This is a genomic window from Vibrio sp. D431a, assembly GCF_030248655.1.
GTDB lineage: Bacteria > Pseudomonadota > Gammaproteobacteria > Enterobacterales > Vibrionaceae > Vibrio > Vibrio alginolyticus.
In genome coordinates, this window is record NZ_JAHGAP010000031.1 from 48,147 (window position 1) to 64,689 (window position 16,543).

Here is a 16,543-nt window from a genome sequence, read left to right on the forward strand (position 1 = left end):
GCTAAACCTCACTTAAAGCTCTTGTTCGCTTGGTAGCGGAACTTAAGGAAATTTTGACCATTGCTTAGGATCTGGAATGCATCCTTTAGGTTGCGACGTTCAAACTCAGAGAGGTTTTCCGGTTCGATATTGTTATCAGGATCAATGCCTAGTTCCACATCCGTCGCTTGGTGACGAATACGCACCATGGAAATAAACTCTAACGCGTCTTTTAAGTCTTGTGCTCGACCTTTTGGCAAAATGCCAGCATCAATAATGTCGTCAAGACGCTCAAACGAGTTCTGTGCTCGTGAACCAACCGCCAGAGAGTGAACGCGAATTAAGTCGACCAGAGGAGCAGTACCGCGACGTTTGAGGTTGATGGAGTTGTTGTGTCTGCCATCTTTTTCCATCACGAAGTCTTTAAAGAAGCCTAGAGGTGGTGTTCTGTTTAGTGCGTTACGAGCCAAACACGCTAAGAAGCGGTTGTTCTTTCGAGCGCGACGAACAATAAAGCTAGTTAACTGTTCTGCCCATTTTAAGCGGCCATAGACGCCATCCAAGTCGAAAAAGATGGAGGCGTTGAGTAGTGCTTTCGGGTTCGGGTTATCAATCCAGTCAGCAAAACACTCTTCCCATTCTGAACGAGTCATGCGCCACAGTGGGTTGGTTGCCATAATATCGCCTGTGCAATATTTGTAGCCACAGGCATCTAACCCATCGCTGACGTATTTTGCTAGGGCTTCGAAGTATTTACCATGTTTCTCTTCTTGATAAGTTTCATCTAGAATGATGGCGTTATCTTGGTCAGTCACCAACAGTTGCTCATCTCGCCCCATTGAGCCAAGTGCAAGGAAACAATAAGGAATTGGCGGTGGACCAAGCTCTTCTTCTGCCATTTCTAGCAGACGCTGTTTGAAGCTTCGGCCAATGACCGACATCGCGCTACCCACCATGTGAGAGTTGGCATCTTCATTGACCAGACGCACGAAGCTGCTTTTCACTTCTTCGGCAACAACGGCTAAATCTTCGATAGTCTGTTGTTGGAAAATACTACTCACCAACAACAACGAATTCTGAGATTCATAACGAACAATGTCGGTGGTTTCGATAATACCGATTGGTAATTGGTTTTTTACCACTGGTAGGTGATGTACGTTGTAACGCAGCATCGTTAACATTGCTTCATAGATGTAAGCGTTGTGGTCAAGAGACATGACCTCCGTGGTCATCACACTGGACACATCGTCCTGTGGGGACAAACCTTCAGCTAACACACGGGTACACAAGTCACGGTCGGTAATGATACCAAGTACTGGGGACTGTGGATCGTCTTCGTCACGAACGAAATCTGGGTCGACGATAAGTAAAGCCGATACGTTGTCATTCGCCATTTGCTGCGCGGCTTGCTGGATTGTCTGACCACGATCAATCGTATGAGCATCGCCAGTCAGCAAGGTTTTCACTTTCGACGTCGTCAGGTCATTGGCGTCTTTGTTTTCTGAAATGGCTTGGCGTAAACGAGCGCTATTTTCAACTTCAACAAAATCCGCAAAGGAATCAAAGTTATCGTAAATTTCTTGGAAAATGTCACCAGGAATACAGTAGAGCAGGGTATCCTCAATGGCTTTTACCGGAAAGCGGACTTTGTTATTGGTGAGCATGCCCATCTGGCCAAATAGGTCACCTTCGTCAAGGCGATTATACAGCTCACCTTTGCGTCGATAAACTTCAACAACACCGCTTCGCACCACGTATAAATCTTGGATATAGTCTCCAAAATGGATGATGGGGGTATCTTCTCGGTAGTACGAGATTTCGATACTCTCTGTCACCTTGTTTAGTGTTTCTTCAGGGAGTTCATTGAACGGGGGATACTTGGCGAGAAAGTTGTAAATCTCGAGAAGTTCTGCATCCATCGAAGGCGCCTTTTAGTTCGCAAATAATAAAGTAATCTTAACTTAGTTTTAAAACAGAGTCTTATCTGAACCGCGATTTTCGTGCTCAGTCATAAGATTCTGACATATCGCACGATAAGGGAGCTTCATTTTTACTACTATATGGTCACCTCAATTGAAAAAGACGTCGCCGATATGTTTTCTTCGTGATGACTGATTAGATCTTTGGCTGTTTCAGATCGTTATCACGTCTTTAGATTAAGCTATTCTTCTTGAGCCAAGTAGCTCAGGCGATGGAATACAGTGTTTAGATAATTCTCATGAAAGGAAGTCGAATGGTGAGAAATTTATTGCTTGTTTCTTTAGCTGCTTTGCCGGCGATATCAAGCGCAGTGGTCATGGACCAAGCAGAAAAATTTGGGTACGAACACATTCATTTGGATGTTGGTGCCGGAACGACAAACGAAGAATGGTTAGATAACTCTAATACGACCACAGTGGGACTCGGTGGTAACTATTTGTTTACTGAGAATTGGTTGTTTAATGTTGATTACTCAGCGCAGTTTTTCCATCCGGATGATTTTACTCTTCGCATTGACCGCCTTTTGTTTGGTGGTGGTTACCGTTATGGAGTTACAGAGCAATTCGATATCTACGGGATATATGGAATAGGCGCAATCAAAGCGAAAGCGACGGACGACAAAACGGATAATACGTTGTCTTCCGATAGCGAATTGATTCAAGCTGTAACTGTTGGGGTGAATTACTTGCTCAGTGAAAAGCTTATTGCGACAGCTGAAGTGGAGTTGAACCGTAGTGATATCGTTGATGAGAACAATTTTAAGATCGGTCTTAACTACCAATGGCATAAAGTCATCGGCACTGGTCTTTTTTATCAGTTTAGAGATACTGATTACAGCGGTGAAAGCTCAGATTACGTCAATGAAGTTGGGCTGAGTTTGAAGTTTGTCTACTAGATCGGACGGGTTCGTTTTTGGCGTTAAGTTAAAACAAAAAAGGTCAGCTTATGCTGACCTTTCCTTTTAACAAAGTATGCGACAGTCGATTATAAAACCGCTGCAATGCCTTTACACAGAGGGCCCATATTTGACTTCGTCATACCAGCAACACTGATTCGGCCAGAACCGACAATGTAAATACCGAACTCTTCTTTAAGGCGGTTAACTTGCTCTTTAGAAAGACCAGAGAAAGAGAACATACCATTTTGACGTTCGATGAAACTAAAGTCTGCGTCCACACCTTCTGCTTTTAGTGTCGCTACAAATAGTTCACGCATTTCTTGAATACGGTCACGCATTTCTGCTACTTCAGCTTCCCATTCCGCACGCATTTCGGCGTTGCCAAGAATGTGAGTCACGACAGCACTGCCGTGTGCAGGTGGGTTAGAGTAGATAGAGCGAATAATGGCTTTAACTTGAGAAAATGCGGTTGTTGCGACTTCTTCTGACTCAGCTACTAACGTGAAGGCACCTACGCGTTCATTGTATAGGCCAAAGTTTTTCGAGAAAGAGCTCGCGACTAGAATTTCTTTGTTGTACTTAGCAAAAGTACGAAGACCTGCAGCATCTTCTTCCACACCTTTAGCAAAGCCTTGGTAGGCGAAGTCGAACAGAGGAAGCAATTTCTTCTCTGCGACAAGTTTCGCCAATGTTTCCCATTCTTCAGCCGTAGGATCGATCCCTGTAGGGTTGTGACAGCAGCCGTGTAGAAGCACGATGTCGCCTTCAGATGCAGATTGCAGATCATTTAGCATCGCATCGAAGTCTTTGTCTTTTGTTTCAGCATTGTAGTAGCTGTATTGTGCCGTTTCGATACCAGCAGCAGTAAATACGCCGTTGTGGTTCGCCCATGTTGGGTTGCTGATCCAGATCTTTACATCGCCTAGTTGACGTTTAATGAACTCGCCGGCAACACGTAGTGCACCAGTACCACCCGGAGCTTGAGCTGTTTTAGCGCGTTTTTCGTTTACAATTTCTGCATCAGAGCCGAAAAGCAGTTTTTGCACTGCAATACCGTACTCTGCTGTGCCTTCGATGGTTAGGTAAGATTTGGTTTTTTCAGTTTCAACAAGTGCTGCTTCAGCTTTCTTTACTGTCGCAAGAACGGGAGTTTCGCCTTGCTCGTTTTTGTAAATACCTACGCCAAGGTTAATTTTGTCTGCGCGAGCATCTTTTTTAAACTCTTCAGTAAGGCCAAGAATAGGGTCAGCCGGAGCGGCAACTACTTTTTCAAACATAATCTTCATCCATGTTAATCGAAGGGGTGTGCTAACATTTATACCTTTCAGCAATATTGGTTACAACCGTTACTGAAAAGAAAACCTAAAAAAGTTGCGATTTGAAACAGAATTCTAACATAACTAAAGTTTTTGCCATGAAAACGTTTGGTAGGCACAGAGTTTGAAGGGCATTTATGCCATGGTTGGAGAAGTTTTGCACACATCCCAATCGTTTCAATTCAGTGCTTTGCGTTAACGCGTTTATAGTTGTCTAGTGAGGATTTGTTGAGACAAAAACGCCCCACCAAAGGTGGAGCGTTTACTGTTAGAAGTATGGATATCGGTTGGGGTTACTTCTTCAGATTGATTTCCGACTCAACCGCATTGGTTTCGATGTCAGGGTTAGAAGAAAGTTTTTCAGTCGCCCAGTCGTTCATATGCTTTAAGATCGCTTTTAATGCGTGTTTTTCGGTTGGTACTTCTGTCTTTTCAACTTCAAGTTTTTGCTTCGGATGCGTACCCGTCGCATCTTCTGCAACGTGTAACCAATCTGGATGCCAGTAATAAGGTTGGCCGGAAGGAGAGCTCCAAGAATGTACGCCGTTGGATTCACCTTTGTATTTAATATCTTCTTCGTTGTATTTCGCCATTATTGTTTTCTCTCATAATCCATGAGTTGAGGTGTGCATCACCATTACTATTTAAATGTAACAGATGTAATGAAAATTAATGTGATAACAATCGACTTATTTTGCCCTTTGAACGCGATAGAAGATGCGTACTTCTCATTCAGAAGAATTTACTATTTGGCAGGTTTTAGCTTTATTTGTGTTTAAAGCATACGACGATGGATTCGCCTACCTAATGCTATTCTTGAACGGTGATAGAGCCTAAACTACTCGTCATTCAAGTGTTTGAGAATCGCCGCTTTTACATGCTCTTCTGTAGCTGTTTCTCCATCAGGGACTTCAAGGTCAGCCTTTTTGTGTTCACCCAAAGCATCTTCAGCGATATGCAGCCAATCAGGATGCCAATAATAAGGGGTGGTACTGCCAGGATGGTCCCAACTATGTACACCTTTATGTTTTCCGCGATACGAGAGATCGTCCATTGTAAAAACTTTCATCGCTTCCTCCTGATTTAAAGACCGTAGCTCGAAGTGAGTTTAACGCACTCAGTCCAACGTAAAACCTTGGCTTTTAGGTATTGCAAAGATGTGAGGCAATATGTGTGTAACAGTCAAAGTATGGGATATAAACGCTCACTTCGTGGCTGAAATATCTATTGATAAGCTTGATAAATTACGTTGCTAAATTGAATACTCCCATATCAGAATGCTGGCGCGAAGTATGCTATGGTGCGGCTGTAAGTGAAATGAGGGAAACATGAACCGATACCGTCAACTGGCTGAGCTGTTCAAAACGCAGATTCAGCAAAATACATGGAGAGCAGGGGAAAAGCTGCCATCAGTGCGTGTAACAAGCCGAAACCATTCTGTCAGCGCAGGTACGGTATTACAAGCTTATCAGCTGCTCGAAGCACAAGGTTGGGTCGCAGCGAAACCTCAGTCTGGATACTTTGTGACTGCGGAGTTGGACCGCTTCGAACCGAGTTCTCCAGCCACTTCCGTTTATCGCTCTAGCATCAACGATGAACTTTACGACTACCTCAAAAATCAGGCCTCATCGAATGCGGTGAAGTTTGGCTCCGCGTTTCCAGACCCAGCATTGTTCCCATTAGAAGCGCTAAACCGCAACCTAGCCAGCTCAGGCAGGAAGATGGGGGCAGAGACGTTATTGGATAACTTGCCGCCGGGCTGTGAGTCTTTACGCCGTTTGATTGCTCAACGGTACATCCAACAAGGTATGGTGTTTACCCATGATGATATTGTCGTTACTTCTGGCGCATTAGAAGCGTTGAATTTGAGCCTTCAGGCCGTGACCCAGCCTGGAGATACTGTTGTAGTTGAATCACCGACGTTTTATGGCGCACTTCAAGCGATTGAACGTTTAGGTCTAAAGGCGATAGAAATAACGGTGGATCCGTTAACTGGACATTCAGTGGATCAAATTGAAGCGACTTTTGCCGACAATGATGTTCGCGCATGTTGGTTAATGACTAACTTTCACAATCCAACAGGAACCTTATTAAGTGACGGGCAGAAGCAACGTATCGTCGAACTGGCTGATAAATACGATGTGTACTTGATCGAAGATGATGTGTATTCAGAGCTTTATTTTTCTGAAAAAAAGCCAAGCTCACTTAAAGCTTTTGATACACAAGAGCGCGTGTTGCATTGTGGATCATTTTCAAAAAGCCTTTGCCCTGGCTATAGGCTGGGCTGGGTGGTAAACAAACGCTTCAATGAGCAACTTCAAAAGCTGCAACTTATCTCGACGTTGTCAGGCAGTGCACCAATCCAGCAGGGTATCGCGCATTACTTGCAAAACGATAGTTATGATAGCCATCTTAGAAAACTGCGAAAGAATCTTGAGCAGCGGCAATTGGCGTTTATTGAACTGGTTGATAAGTACTTTCCCCAATCGATTCGTTACACGCAACCGGAAGGCGGCTATTTTCTTTGGATAGAACTGCCGAAAACAAAGTGCGGAAAAGCGATTTATCAGAAGTTATTGGAAGCGAACATCACTGTAGCATTTGGTCAGTTGTTTTCTGTCGCTCCAAATTATGAGAACTACCTGAGGCTTAATACATCGTTACCTGTAAATGATGAATTAGAACAAGCCGTGAAGACGGTCGGAGAATTACTTCATTAGCCAACTGTTTACCTGTTTTTTGCTCAAACTGTATCAGTGGACGATACCGAAGCTGTGTTTCAATCATGGGCAGACAACCATTTAGGTTAGGAGCCGTAATGAAAAAGCAGTTGGTAAAGCATGAACTTAGGTTGATGGGTGTTGCTATTTTTAGCGCATTTTTGTTGGTGTTTGCACACTTGATATTGGCGAAATCTTTTTCTCATATGGTTTGGACGGAATACACTGCTGCCGTTATCCCATTTGTGATGTTTGGCTTGTGTGTGGTTGGAGTAAAATACGCAGCGCGAGCAGATGAGGATGACGACGAAAATAACAACTAGAGTGCATACACCGGTTGCTAGAAAATCATTCGTACAAAATAAAAGACCTCCACATGGGAGGTCTTTTTAATTCGATATCACTAAAAAGTGATTAGAAGTTCGCAGAGCGAGGAGTACGTGGGAATGGGATCACGTCACGAACGTTGCCCATACCAGTTACGTAAGATACTAGGCGCTCGAAGCCTAGACCGAAGCCTGCGTGTGGCACTGTACCGTATTTACGTAGGTCGCGGTACCAGCTCATATGTTCAGGATCGATACCCACTTCACGCATACGTGCATCTAGAATGTCTAGGCGCTCTTCACGCTGAGAACCACCGATGATTTCGCCGATGCCCGGTGCTAGAACGTCCATCGCTGCAACTGTTTTACCGTCATCGTTAGCACGCATGTAGAATGCTTTGATGTCTTTCGGGTAGTTCTTAACGATTACAGGTGCTTTGAAGTGTTCTTCAGCAAGGAAACGCTCGTGCTCAGAAGACATATCGATACCCCATTCAACTGGGAATTCGAACTCACGACCTGAATCAAGAAGGATCTGGATTGCGTCAGTGTAGTCAACCTGCGCGAAGTCAGAAGAAACGAACTGCTCTAGACGAGTGATTGCTTCTTTGTCGATGCGTTGAGCGAAGAACTCAAGGTCATCGCGACACTCTGCAAGCACCGCTTTAAACACGTACTTGAGCATGTCTTCAGCCAGTTTCGCTACATCATCCAGTTCTGCGAACGCAACTTCAGGCTCAACCATCCAGAATTCTGCTAGGTGGCGGCTTGTGTTTGAGTTTTCAGCTCGGAAAGTAGGGCCGAAAGTGTAAACTTTGCTTAGCGCACAAGCGTAAGCTTCTGCGTTTAGCTGACCAGATACGGTTAGGAACGTCTCTTTACCGAAGAAGTCTTCGTTGTAGTCCACTTTACCAGCGTCAGTGCGAGGAAGGTTTTCCATGTCTAGCGTAGATACGCGGAACATTTCACCAGCGCCTTCAGCATCTGAAGCCGTGATCAACGGCGCAGATACCCAGAAGTAACCTTGCTCGTGGTAGAAGCGGTGGATTGCTTGTGATAGGCAGTTACGTACACGTGCTACTGCACCGATTACGTTTGTGCGCGGACGAAGGTGCGCAACTTCACGTAGGTACTCGATTGAGTGACGAGTTTTTGCCATTGGGTAAGTTTCAGCATCTTCAACCCAACCAACCACTTTAACGTCAGTGGCAGCAAGTTCGAAGTCTTGACCCTTTGCAGGAGATTCAACAATCTTACCAGTTACTTCAACAGAGCAGCCAGTCGTTAGCTTTAATACTTCGTCTTCGTAATTATTAAGATTATTTGGGACCACGGCCTGAATCGGGTCGAAACAAGAGCCGTCATATATGGCAAGGAAAGAGATTCCAGCTTTGGAATCACGACGTGAACGGATCCAGCCACGAACAGTCACTTCGCTGTCTACTGCTAGCTGACCTTTCAATACGTCTGATACAGGCGCGTAAGTCATGTTTTCAATATTCTCCATTGAGGTAAAAATTCAACTCAACGCTTACTTAAAGTACTTGTCTAATAACATTTTTGTTCAAAAAACAAGCTAAGCGCTGAGTTGGGTAGCATTTTACAGATTCAACGAGACATATTACCTGTCAATTCGCTCGCATCAACCTTTATATTCGTTTTGATGGGGAGAATCTCTCTATTTATTCACTCTTTTGTGCTCTGAAAGTGTGAATTGGTTTAGTAATTGCTCTAAACGTTCGGATAGATGCTCTAAATCAACACTAATATCACGCGTGTGCGATGCTGATTGCGATGTGTCGTTAGCATGCAGTGTGATCACATCTATTTTAGATTGAATATGCTGACTTACATCAGATGTGGTTTGCGTCTGGTTTTGGATATCTTCTGCATGTCTGAGCACTTGGCGCATCTCGTCAACAACGTTATGCATTGTGGCTGATAGTGCCTCGACATCGACAGAGCGTTGATGAGCAAACTGGCAGACGGTATCAACAGAAGTTAATGACTCTTCACTTCCTTGCTGGAATTGAGAAATGATATGTTCAATATTACCAGTGGCTTCAGCCGTCCTAGAAGCCAGGTTACGCACTTCTTCCGCGACGACCGCAAAACCGCGTCCTTGCTCTCCGGCACGGGCGGCTTCAATAGCAGCATTCAACGCGAGCAGATTGGTTTGTTCTGCAATACCCTTAATAACCACAAGAATGGACGACACTTCTTCGGTTCTCTGGTTTAGAGAGCTGATTTTTTCCCGTACGGTATCAATGTTACTTACTAGTTGTTTGATGTCTTCACTGACGTTGTGTGCTTGGCTTGCACTATGAGTGGCGACATCAACGGTGTGATTGACCAAAACAGTAGCATTATTAGTCGAGTCCTCAACCGCAGTTTGTTGCTGCAACATATCGGTGATATTACTTTGTACTTCGTTGGTCTCTAGCTGTTGGTTATTGGCCGCTTTATCTGTGGACTGCGCGACAGCAGTTAGTTTACTCGCGGAGTCGGCAAGTGAGTGAGAGGTGTCTTGCACACGTTCTAAGCTTTCGGAGACCGTATCCATGAATGAATTGATGGCTGTAGAAAGTTGGCCCACTTCATCCTGTTGGTGATGCATAAGTCGTTGAGATAGATCTTTGCTATGGCTCACATTCGACATGAATTTCGACGTTCTTTGAATTGGTCGTACAATGATTTTTTGAATCAAACTCATCGTTATGATGAAGCCCACAAATGCGATTACGGCCATTATTCCCATCGCAAACATTGCCTGTTTACTGATCATTGAATTGACATGATTCATGTTGTATTCCAAGCGAATCGCGCCCAACACTTCTCCTGCTGGTGCAACGTGGCAAGAAACGCAGTTGGTGCCACGGTAATTTTCGCTCGATTTCATTGGTAGCGCGACTACTAACCCTTTGCCCCAATCGGCTGAGATTGGTTCAATCACCAGTTCACCATTCAACGCTCGTTGATCAATATCATCGACAGGCTGCTGGTTTTGTTGCCCAGGTCCGTAAAGTTTGGTCACAGTATCAGCTCGCAACACGCGAACTGCTTCAATGCCTTCTTGGGCCAGGGCCTTTTGACGTAAGGTTTCTTTTTGCGACATGGTGCCCGTAAGCATCATCATATTTAGGCTATCGAAATAATTACTAGCCTTATCATGGAGTTGTTCACTAAGAACATCATTGATTAAGGTTTTTTGTTGATGGTATTGGTAAGCCGTAGAGGCAGCTAGAACGCAGCTGAAGACAGCAATTAACGCCAGTAAGAGCTTAAAAGTGATAGTTGAGCGCATAAATTTATAAGTGTAATTGGAACGAACTGCACAATATTAATGTGCACAAATGCGCACTGCGAACAACGAAATGAATGATTGTGACCCCACACATGTTGGGGATATGTAATTGTGATGTGAGTGCTGTGTAATCAAATGTTTGGCGCGTGACAGAAATACGGCGCTTTGGTGTGAGTGATAGCAAAGAGGCCAGGAACAAGCGGAAGTTTTTGCTACGCTTGTATGGGGTAACGCTTGTCTCTTGGCAGCGAATTCCTTAGTATTGCCTGTCTTTTTAAAGCCTGAGAATCAAGATGAAAACAGAATTATACAAAGAGTTTATGTTCGAAGCAGCACACCATTTGCCACACGTACCAGAAGGTCACAAGTGTGGTCGTTTGCACGGACACTCTTTCCTTGTTCGTCTTTATGTAGAAGGTGAAGTTGATCCACATACAGGTTGGGTAGTGGATTTTGCAGAGATCAAAGCTGCATTTAAACCAATTTACAATCGCTTAGACCATTACTACCTAAACGACATTGAAGGGTTAGAGAACCCGACTAGCGAAGTGTTAGCAAAATGGATTTGGCAGCAGCTTAAGCCAAGCTTACCACTGCTAAGTAAAGTAGAAATCAAAGAAACGTGCACAGCGGGTTGTATTTACAAAGGCGAATAAGTCACTTTCTGTTGAGCATTAAACAAAGGCAAGCGAGAAGCTTGCCTTTGTTGTATCTGAATGGCCCAATTTTGATTATGCTTCACCAGCTAGCTTAATGGGTGTCGTAGAATCCATTCTTTTTCATTATCACCCAATGTTGTTTCCTCTGTATTAATGAATCCGCACGCATCAAGAAAACTGATAGCGTATTGCTGACTTTGTGGGACAGTGGCGCAAAGAGAAGTGCTTTTAGGGTTAATGGTATACGCATAAAGGAACAGTTTACGCAATGCCTCACTCCCAACCCCTTGACGTTGGAAACGTTGATCAATCATCAAGTACTTAAGCTCCAGTTCGTATCGTTTAGCAAACGGCGCATGTTGGGAGAAACCTTTATCGATAACAAGATAGCCTACTAATAGGTCATCAGAATAAATCGTAAACAACGCCTCTGACTTACTACGTTTTTGATAAGCCATTTCAAACGGTGTAAAAAATCCTTTTTGCTCTTCTTGCACATCCAATTGCATCAAACTTGAAAAATCTTTCAGTTTGGTGGGTTTAATCGCAATCATCGCTCAATCACAAATTGGCGGCATACCTTTATGCCACCACGAGTTTTTATAGAGTATTAGATCTATTTTAAGTAACTAACCGAGTGAAGAAAAGCTAGCAATGAAGAGGGTAATAATAACCTTGGTGAATGTATGCGCCCAATGTTGTGAGTAAGTGAGCACTGTCTGCGGTTTCTACGCCTTCAACAATGACCGTGCAGCGATACGTATTACCCATAGCAATTAACTGACGCAAGGTTTCTATCTTTTTATCATCAGTTTTTAGGCCAATAACAAATTCTCGGTCGATTTTGAGATAGTCCGGATTCAGCTTGCTGATAAGCGCCACATTATTATTGCCGGTGCCAAAGTCATCAATACTGATTTTACAATCCAGAGCTTTTAGTTTCGCGACATTGCCATAAATCTCAGAGGTATAGTACATCGATGCATTTTCTGTGATTTCGATTGTCAGCAAACGGCAATCCCGATTAGATAGCTCTCTATATAGGATTGAAAAGTTACGCCCTCGCAGCAAAGAAGGACAAACGTTAATGCTGATAGGGATGGGCAACGCTTTTTGCTTGGTGTAGATGGAATCAATCACCAGTAAGGTATGAGTTAGCAGCAATCCATTGCGGATCAGTGTTTCAATAAACCGTTGCGTATTTTTTACCTTAAACCGGGAGAGGGCTTCGTAGTGCACAATCTTTTGTGCCGAAGTGTTATAAATCGGCTCCAGTTTTATTTTGAATTGTCGAATTGCGCACAAGTAAGCCATAAAGGCTTGTAGGGAGCGGTGACGCAGTATAATGAGAAAAAGTAAGCTCAGTAGAATGATACTTTGAAACGGTCCAGAGATGTAATACACCTCTTTATAGCCACTATTCTTTACGTGATAATTGAAAAAGCGTTCATTGGTGTTACCAATCTCTAACGACGTTCCGGTATTCGTTGATAGCTTCATACCGGAAAGAAAAAAACGTGAAATATGATTTTCAACATTGTCGGATAAGTTAATGTTTTTAACACGAACCAAAACAGTTGCGTTATTTAAGTCAAATGATTGGGTCGTGTAATTGTTATTGTTACTCCACTCTTCAAAGGCTTTTTTGCTGACAGGGACAACGGTTTCTGGAGTGACTAAGCATCGAATATTGAAACGATCTAGCATCATGCTCGATTCCACCAACTTCACATTATCAAATAGCGACTTCAGTTCGCTTTCATTAGCAAAGCAACTCCTGCGGGAAAGGCTCTCTGCAATTTCGAAGGCGTTATCCAGATAATTATGTTTAACGATGCTGTTTATCGTGTAGTAACAGATAGCAAAGAAAATGATCGCAGTGATCAACACAACCCACATCGCTTCTGAATAGATCTTTTTATTACGCAGGCAAATACGAAGTGCTTTTCGAAGACTATTGGTTGTGTATTGATTGATCTTCTGTTGATGTTCGATGCCATTCTGATGGTTGTTTTGCATAGTAAAAGGGATGAAGTATCCGGTCCGGTGAATGTTTTCGATAATGTTTTTGTTAGTGGTTAAGTGTTCTTCCGTGAGCTTGCGAAATTTCTTTCTTAGAGCGGCCACCGCGTTTTTAAAGCCATTTTCAGGCAGTGTCATTTTGTATTGTTGAGTGATTTTGCTTTCTATTAACCGCTGACTAATCGGCGTATTTAAACTGCCGTATGTGGCGATAGTTGACAGAATGGCGTACTCATTTGGGTTGACAGGAATGGAGTGGTGGAGTGACTGATTGAGCTCTAGAGATATTTCGTTTTCGGACAAGCAAACGCAGATTTGGTTTCCAATTTCAAACCTAATCATGTGTTGATGTGCTCCAAGTTTAATTTTTGGCTACGTTATCAATAAAGCTAGGGAAGAGATGTGATTTTTTACTGAGATATCCATAATATTTGGATATATTCAACGTTTTAGGTTTTTTTTACTTGTCCTGATAACGCATTTTCCTGGGTTTTTTAGGTATAAAAAAACCCGAGCACAGACTCGGGTTTTGATTGGTATTCAGAAAGGCGTGTTAGCAAATCACTTTGATTGCTAGACCACCTTGAGATGTTTCGCGGTATTTCGCGTTCATGTCTTTACCTGTTTCTAGCATGGTTTCGATAACCTTATCTAGAGAAACAGTTGGAGCTGAAGAGCGACGTAGTGCCATGCGAGTAGAGTTGATTGCTTTTACTGCCGCAATACCGTTACGCTCAATACATGGAACCTGAACCTGACCTGCAACTGGGTCACACGTTAGACCTAAGTTGTGCTCCATCGCGATTTCTGCTGCCATACACACTTGCTCTGGGCTACCACCCATAAGCTCAGCAAGGCCTGCTGCTGCCATAGAACATGCCACGCCAACTTCACCCTGACAGCCAACCTCAGCACCAGAGATAGACGCGTTGCGCTTGTAAAGACCACCGATTGCGCCAGAAGCCGCAAAGTAACGGATGTAATCTTTTTCAGTCACAGTTTGGATGAACTTATCGTAGTAAGCCAGTACCGCAGGGATGATGCCACACGCACCGTTAGTTGGTGCTGTAACAACGCGGCCACCTGCTGCGTTCTCTTCGTTTACTGCGAAAGCAAACATGTTTACCCAATCAACAACAGACATTGGGTCGTTTGTTGTCTTTTCTGAAGTAAGTAGCTGCTGGCGAAGTGCTGCTGCACGGCGAGGCACACGCAGTGGACCAGGCAAAATACCTTCTTCATTCATACCGCGATCCATACACTCGCGCATTGTGCGCCAGATGTTTGCGAAATAAGTACGAGTTTCTTCATCTGAATGAAGCGCATGCTCATTCTTCATGGTTAGTGCGCTGATGGACAATCCACTTTCGTGGCATTGGTTAACCAGTTCCTCTGCCGTTGTAAACGGGTAAGGTACTTTTACTGGGTTTTCAGCTTCTTTACCGAAATTTTCTTCATCAACGATGAAACCACCGCCGATAGAGTAGTAAGTTTTTGAGTACGCCTTTTCGTCATCAATCCAAGCGTGGATCTGCATGCCGTTTTCGTGTAGCTCTAGGTTTGTTTTGTGGAAGTTCATTCCACCTTCACGTGGGAACGATACTGTGTGACAGTGCATGCCAACAGGAAGGCGTTCAGTTTCTTCTACACGAGCGATAAAGCCCGGGATAGAATCGATATCAACTTTCTCAGGAGTGTTGCCTGCAAGACCCATGATGATAGCAATATCTGTGTGGTGACCTTTCCCTGTCAGTGATAGTGATCCATAAACGTCAACGGTGATTTTAGTGATGTCGCGCAGTTTTCCCATTGCACGAAGATCATCAATAAACTCTTTACCCGCTTTCATTGGGCCTACAGTGTGTGAGCTTGAAGGTCCAACACCGATTTTATAGATATCAAAAACACTAATCATATCGATTACCTCAGAAGAAAGCCTCCCAAGGGGAGTTGGGAGGCTTAATTTTATCGTTATATTTTTGGATTAATCATACTGCACTGGGCAGAGATGATTAAAGAGCGCCGTAGATTACAGAACTAATTGCAGCAAGACCACAGATTGCTGTGAAAATTTGCACAGGTGCTGAAGTTTTGTACTTAGCCATCGCAGGAACTTTTTGCATTGCGAAGATTGGCATCAAGAATAGGATTGCCGCAATCATCGGTGCACCCATTGTTTCAATCATACCTAGGATGCTTGGATTAACGATAGCAACGATCCAAGTTGTGATTACAATGAAGATTAGAGACATCTTCTCGATCTTGCTTACTGGTGATTTTGAACGAGATTTCACTAGACCAACTAGACCTTCGTGCGCACCTAAGAAGTGGCCAAAGTAGCTAGAGGTGATCGCTGCGAAAGCAACCAATGGACCCATGTAAGAGATCAGTGGAGATTCATGCACGTTTGCTAGGTAAGAAAGAACAGAGATGTTTTGCTCTTGCGCCGTTGCTAGTTGCTCTGGAGACAGAGAAAGTACAACAGAGAAAACGAAGAACATAACAAAGCCCATCAGCATCATTGCTGCGCCACCAGTGATAGCGTCAGTTTTCTTAACTGCGTCATCACCATATACACGACGTTGCTCTTTAGAGAACTGAGAAATGATTGGGCTGTGGTTGAAAGAGAACACAATAACAGGGATTGCTAGCCATACGATAGCTGGCATTGCACCCCAGTCAGGCGACACTTCCATCATTGAAGTGTTCCAACCAGGAATCAGGTATACAGACAGAGCTAGTAGGATGAACACGAGAGGGTAAACCATTGCTGAAGTTGCTTTCAGCATAAGCTCTTTACCGAATACTACGCCTGCTGTCATTGCAGCAATAAGTGCACCAGAAAGTAGCCAGCGAGGAATAGATTCCATGCCCATTTGGTTAACTAGGAAAGAGTCAACTGTGTTTGTGATACCAACACCGTAGATAAGTACGATTGGGTAGATAGCGAAGAAGTAAGCGAACGTAATAAGGTTTGCGCCAGTCTTACCAAAGTGCTCTTCTACTGTGTCGGTGATGTCCGCTTCAGGGTTTTTCGCAGAAAGAACGAAACGAGCTAAAGATTTGTGTGCGAACCAAGTCATTGGTGCTGCAATTAGGGCTAGGATTACTAATGGCCAAAAGCCACCTGCACCTGCTTTAATAGGAAGAAACAGTACACCTGCACCTACTGCCGTACCAAAAAGGGACAGACACCAGGTAAAGTCTTTGTAAGAAAACTTACTAGACGATTGTGCGGTAGAAACCGCAGAAGTAGTTGTATTCATTTTTTAGTTACTCATTTTGGGAACAGGAAATAAGTCGGGAGTAATTTTGCAAGATTTTACACTAGGAAAATTA

Annotated in this window: 14 protein-coding genes; 4 read left to right on the forward strand and 10 right to left on the reverse strand. The window is 43.7% G+C overall.

Going from position 1 to position 16,543, the window contains the following annotated elements:
- Nucleotides 1-8 precede the first annotated feature (8 nt).
- The gene (locus KJB35_RS23890; protein WP_169628544.1) at nt 9-1,898 is read right to left on the reverse strand and encodes a DUF294 nucleotidyltransferase-like domain-containing protein; all 1,890 of its coding nucleotides are present in this window, start codon (nt 1,896-1,898) and stop codon (nt 9-11) included.
- A 314-nt stretch (nt 1,899-2,212) separates the two neighbouring features.
- Here KJB35_RS23890 and KJB35_RS23895 point away from each other — a divergent pair, with 314 nt between their 5' ends.
- Nucleotides 2,213-2,854, forward strand: a complete 642-nt coding sequence (locus KJB35_RS23895) for an outer membrane beta-barrel protein (protein WP_005376883.1) — start codon at nt 2,213-2,215, stop codon at nt 2,852-2,854.
- 89 nt (nt 2,855-2,943) lie between these two features.
- On the opposite strand, the gene KJB35_RS23900 is transcribed toward KJB35_RS23895, so the two are convergent.
- The 3 genes from KJB35_RS23900 to KJB35_RS23910 form a co-directional block, all read right to left on the reverse strand.
- On the reverse strand, nt 2,944-4,134 hold the full coding sequence (locus KJB35_RS23900) for an amino acid aminotransferase (protein WP_017636105.1): 1,191 nt from the start codon (nt 4,132-4,134) through the stop codon (nt 2,944-2,946).
- A 332-nt stretch (nt 4,135-4,466) separates the two neighbouring features.
- Nucleotides 4,467-4,766 carry a hypothetical protein gene (locus tag KJB35_RS23905; RefSeq protein ID WP_005376885.1) on the reverse strand — a complete coding sequence of 100 codons (300 nt, stop codon included), beginning with the start codon at nt 4,764-4,766 and terminating at the stop codon, nt 4,467-4,469.
- 245 nt (nt 4,767-5,011) lie between these two features.
- Nucleotides 5,012-5,242 (reverse strand): hypothetical protein, encoded by a 231-nt coding sequence (locus KJB35_RS23910; RefSeq protein WP_005376886.1) that lies wholly within the window; start codon nt 5,240-5,242, stop codon nt 5,012-5,014.
- Between the two features lie 259 nt (nt 5,243-5,501).
- Here KJB35_RS23910 and KJB35_RS23915 point away from each other — a divergent pair, with 259 nt between their 5' ends.
- Both KJB35_RS23915 and KJB35_RS23920 read left to right on the forward strand, forming a co-directional pair.
- Nucleotides 5,502-6,893 (forward strand): PLP-dependent aminotransferase family protein, encoded by a 1,392-nt coding sequence (locus tag KJB35_RS23915; protein ID WP_213908177.1) that lies wholly within the window; start codon nt 5,502-5,504, stop codon nt 6,891-6,893.
- A 98-nt stretch (nt 6,894-6,991) separates the two neighbouring features.
- On the forward strand, nt 6,992-7,216 hold the full coding sequence (locus tag KJB35_RS23920) for a hypothetical protein (protein WP_017636102.1): 225 nt from the start codon (nt 6,992-6,994) through the stop codon (nt 7,214-7,216).
- A 91-nt stretch (nt 7,217-7,307) separates the two neighbouring features.
- Here the strand turns inward: KJB35_RS23920 and asnS are convergent, their stop codons facing one another.
- A complete protein-coding gene (gene asnS / locus KJB35_RS23925; protein WP_017636101.1) occupies nt 7,308-8,708 on the reverse strand; it encodes an asparagine--tRNA ligase in 1,401 nt (466 codons plus the stop codon).
- A gap of 189 nt (nt 8,709-8,897) precedes the next feature.
- Nucleotides 8,898-10,523 carry a methyl-accepting chemotaxis protein gene (locus KJB35_RS23930; protein WP_025767294.1) on the reverse strand — a complete coding sequence of 542 codons (1,626 nt, stop codon included), beginning with the start codon at nt 10,521-10,523 and terminating at the stop codon, nt 8,898-8,900.
- 293 nt (nt 10,524-10,816) lie between these two features.
- On the opposite strand from KJB35_RS23930, the gene queD reads away from it, so the two are divergent.
- On the forward strand, nt 10,817-11,179 hold the full coding sequence (gene queD / locus KJB35_RS23935) for a 6-carboxytetrahydropterin synthase QueD (protein ID WP_005376896.1): 363 nt from the start codon (nt 10,817-10,819) through the stop codon (nt 11,177-11,179).
- 89 nt (nt 11,180-11,268) lie between these two features.
- Here queD and KJB35_RS23940 read toward each other — a convergent pair whose 3' ends face one another.
- The 4 genes from KJB35_RS23940 to KJB35_RS23955 all read right to left on the reverse strand — a co-directional run bounded on the left by KJB35_RS23940 (nt 11,269) and on the right by KJB35_RS23955 (nt 16,470).
- Nucleotides 11,269-11,736 carry a GNAT family N-acetyltransferase gene (locus tag KJB35_RS23940; RefSeq protein ID WP_169628564.1) on the reverse strand — a complete coding sequence of 156 codons (468 nt, stop codon included), beginning with the start codon at nt 11,734-11,736 and terminating at the stop codon, nt 11,269-11,271.
- A 94-nt stretch (nt 11,737-11,830) separates the two neighbouring features.
- Nucleotides 11,831-13,546: an EAL domain-containing protein gene (locus tag KJB35_RS23945; RefSeq protein WP_169628565.1), complete on the reverse strand. Its 1,716-nt coding sequence runs from the start codon at nt 13,544-13,546 to the stop codon at nt 11,831-11,833.
- Between the two features lie 211 nt (nt 13,547-13,757).
- Nucleotides 13,758-15,119, reverse strand: a complete 1,362-nt coding sequence (locus KJB35_RS23950; protein WP_005376899.1) for an L-serine ammonia-lyase — start codon at nt 15,117-15,119, stop codon at nt 13,758-13,760.
- A 97-nt stretch (nt 15,120-15,216) separates the two neighbouring features.
- Nucleotides 15,217-16,470 (reverse strand): aromatic amino acid transport family protein, encoded by a 1,254-nt coding sequence (locus KJB35_RS23955; RefSeq protein WP_005388284.1) that lies wholly within the window; start codon nt 16,468-16,470, stop codon nt 15,217-15,219.
- Nucleotides 16,471-16,543: the final 73 nt, after the last annotated feature.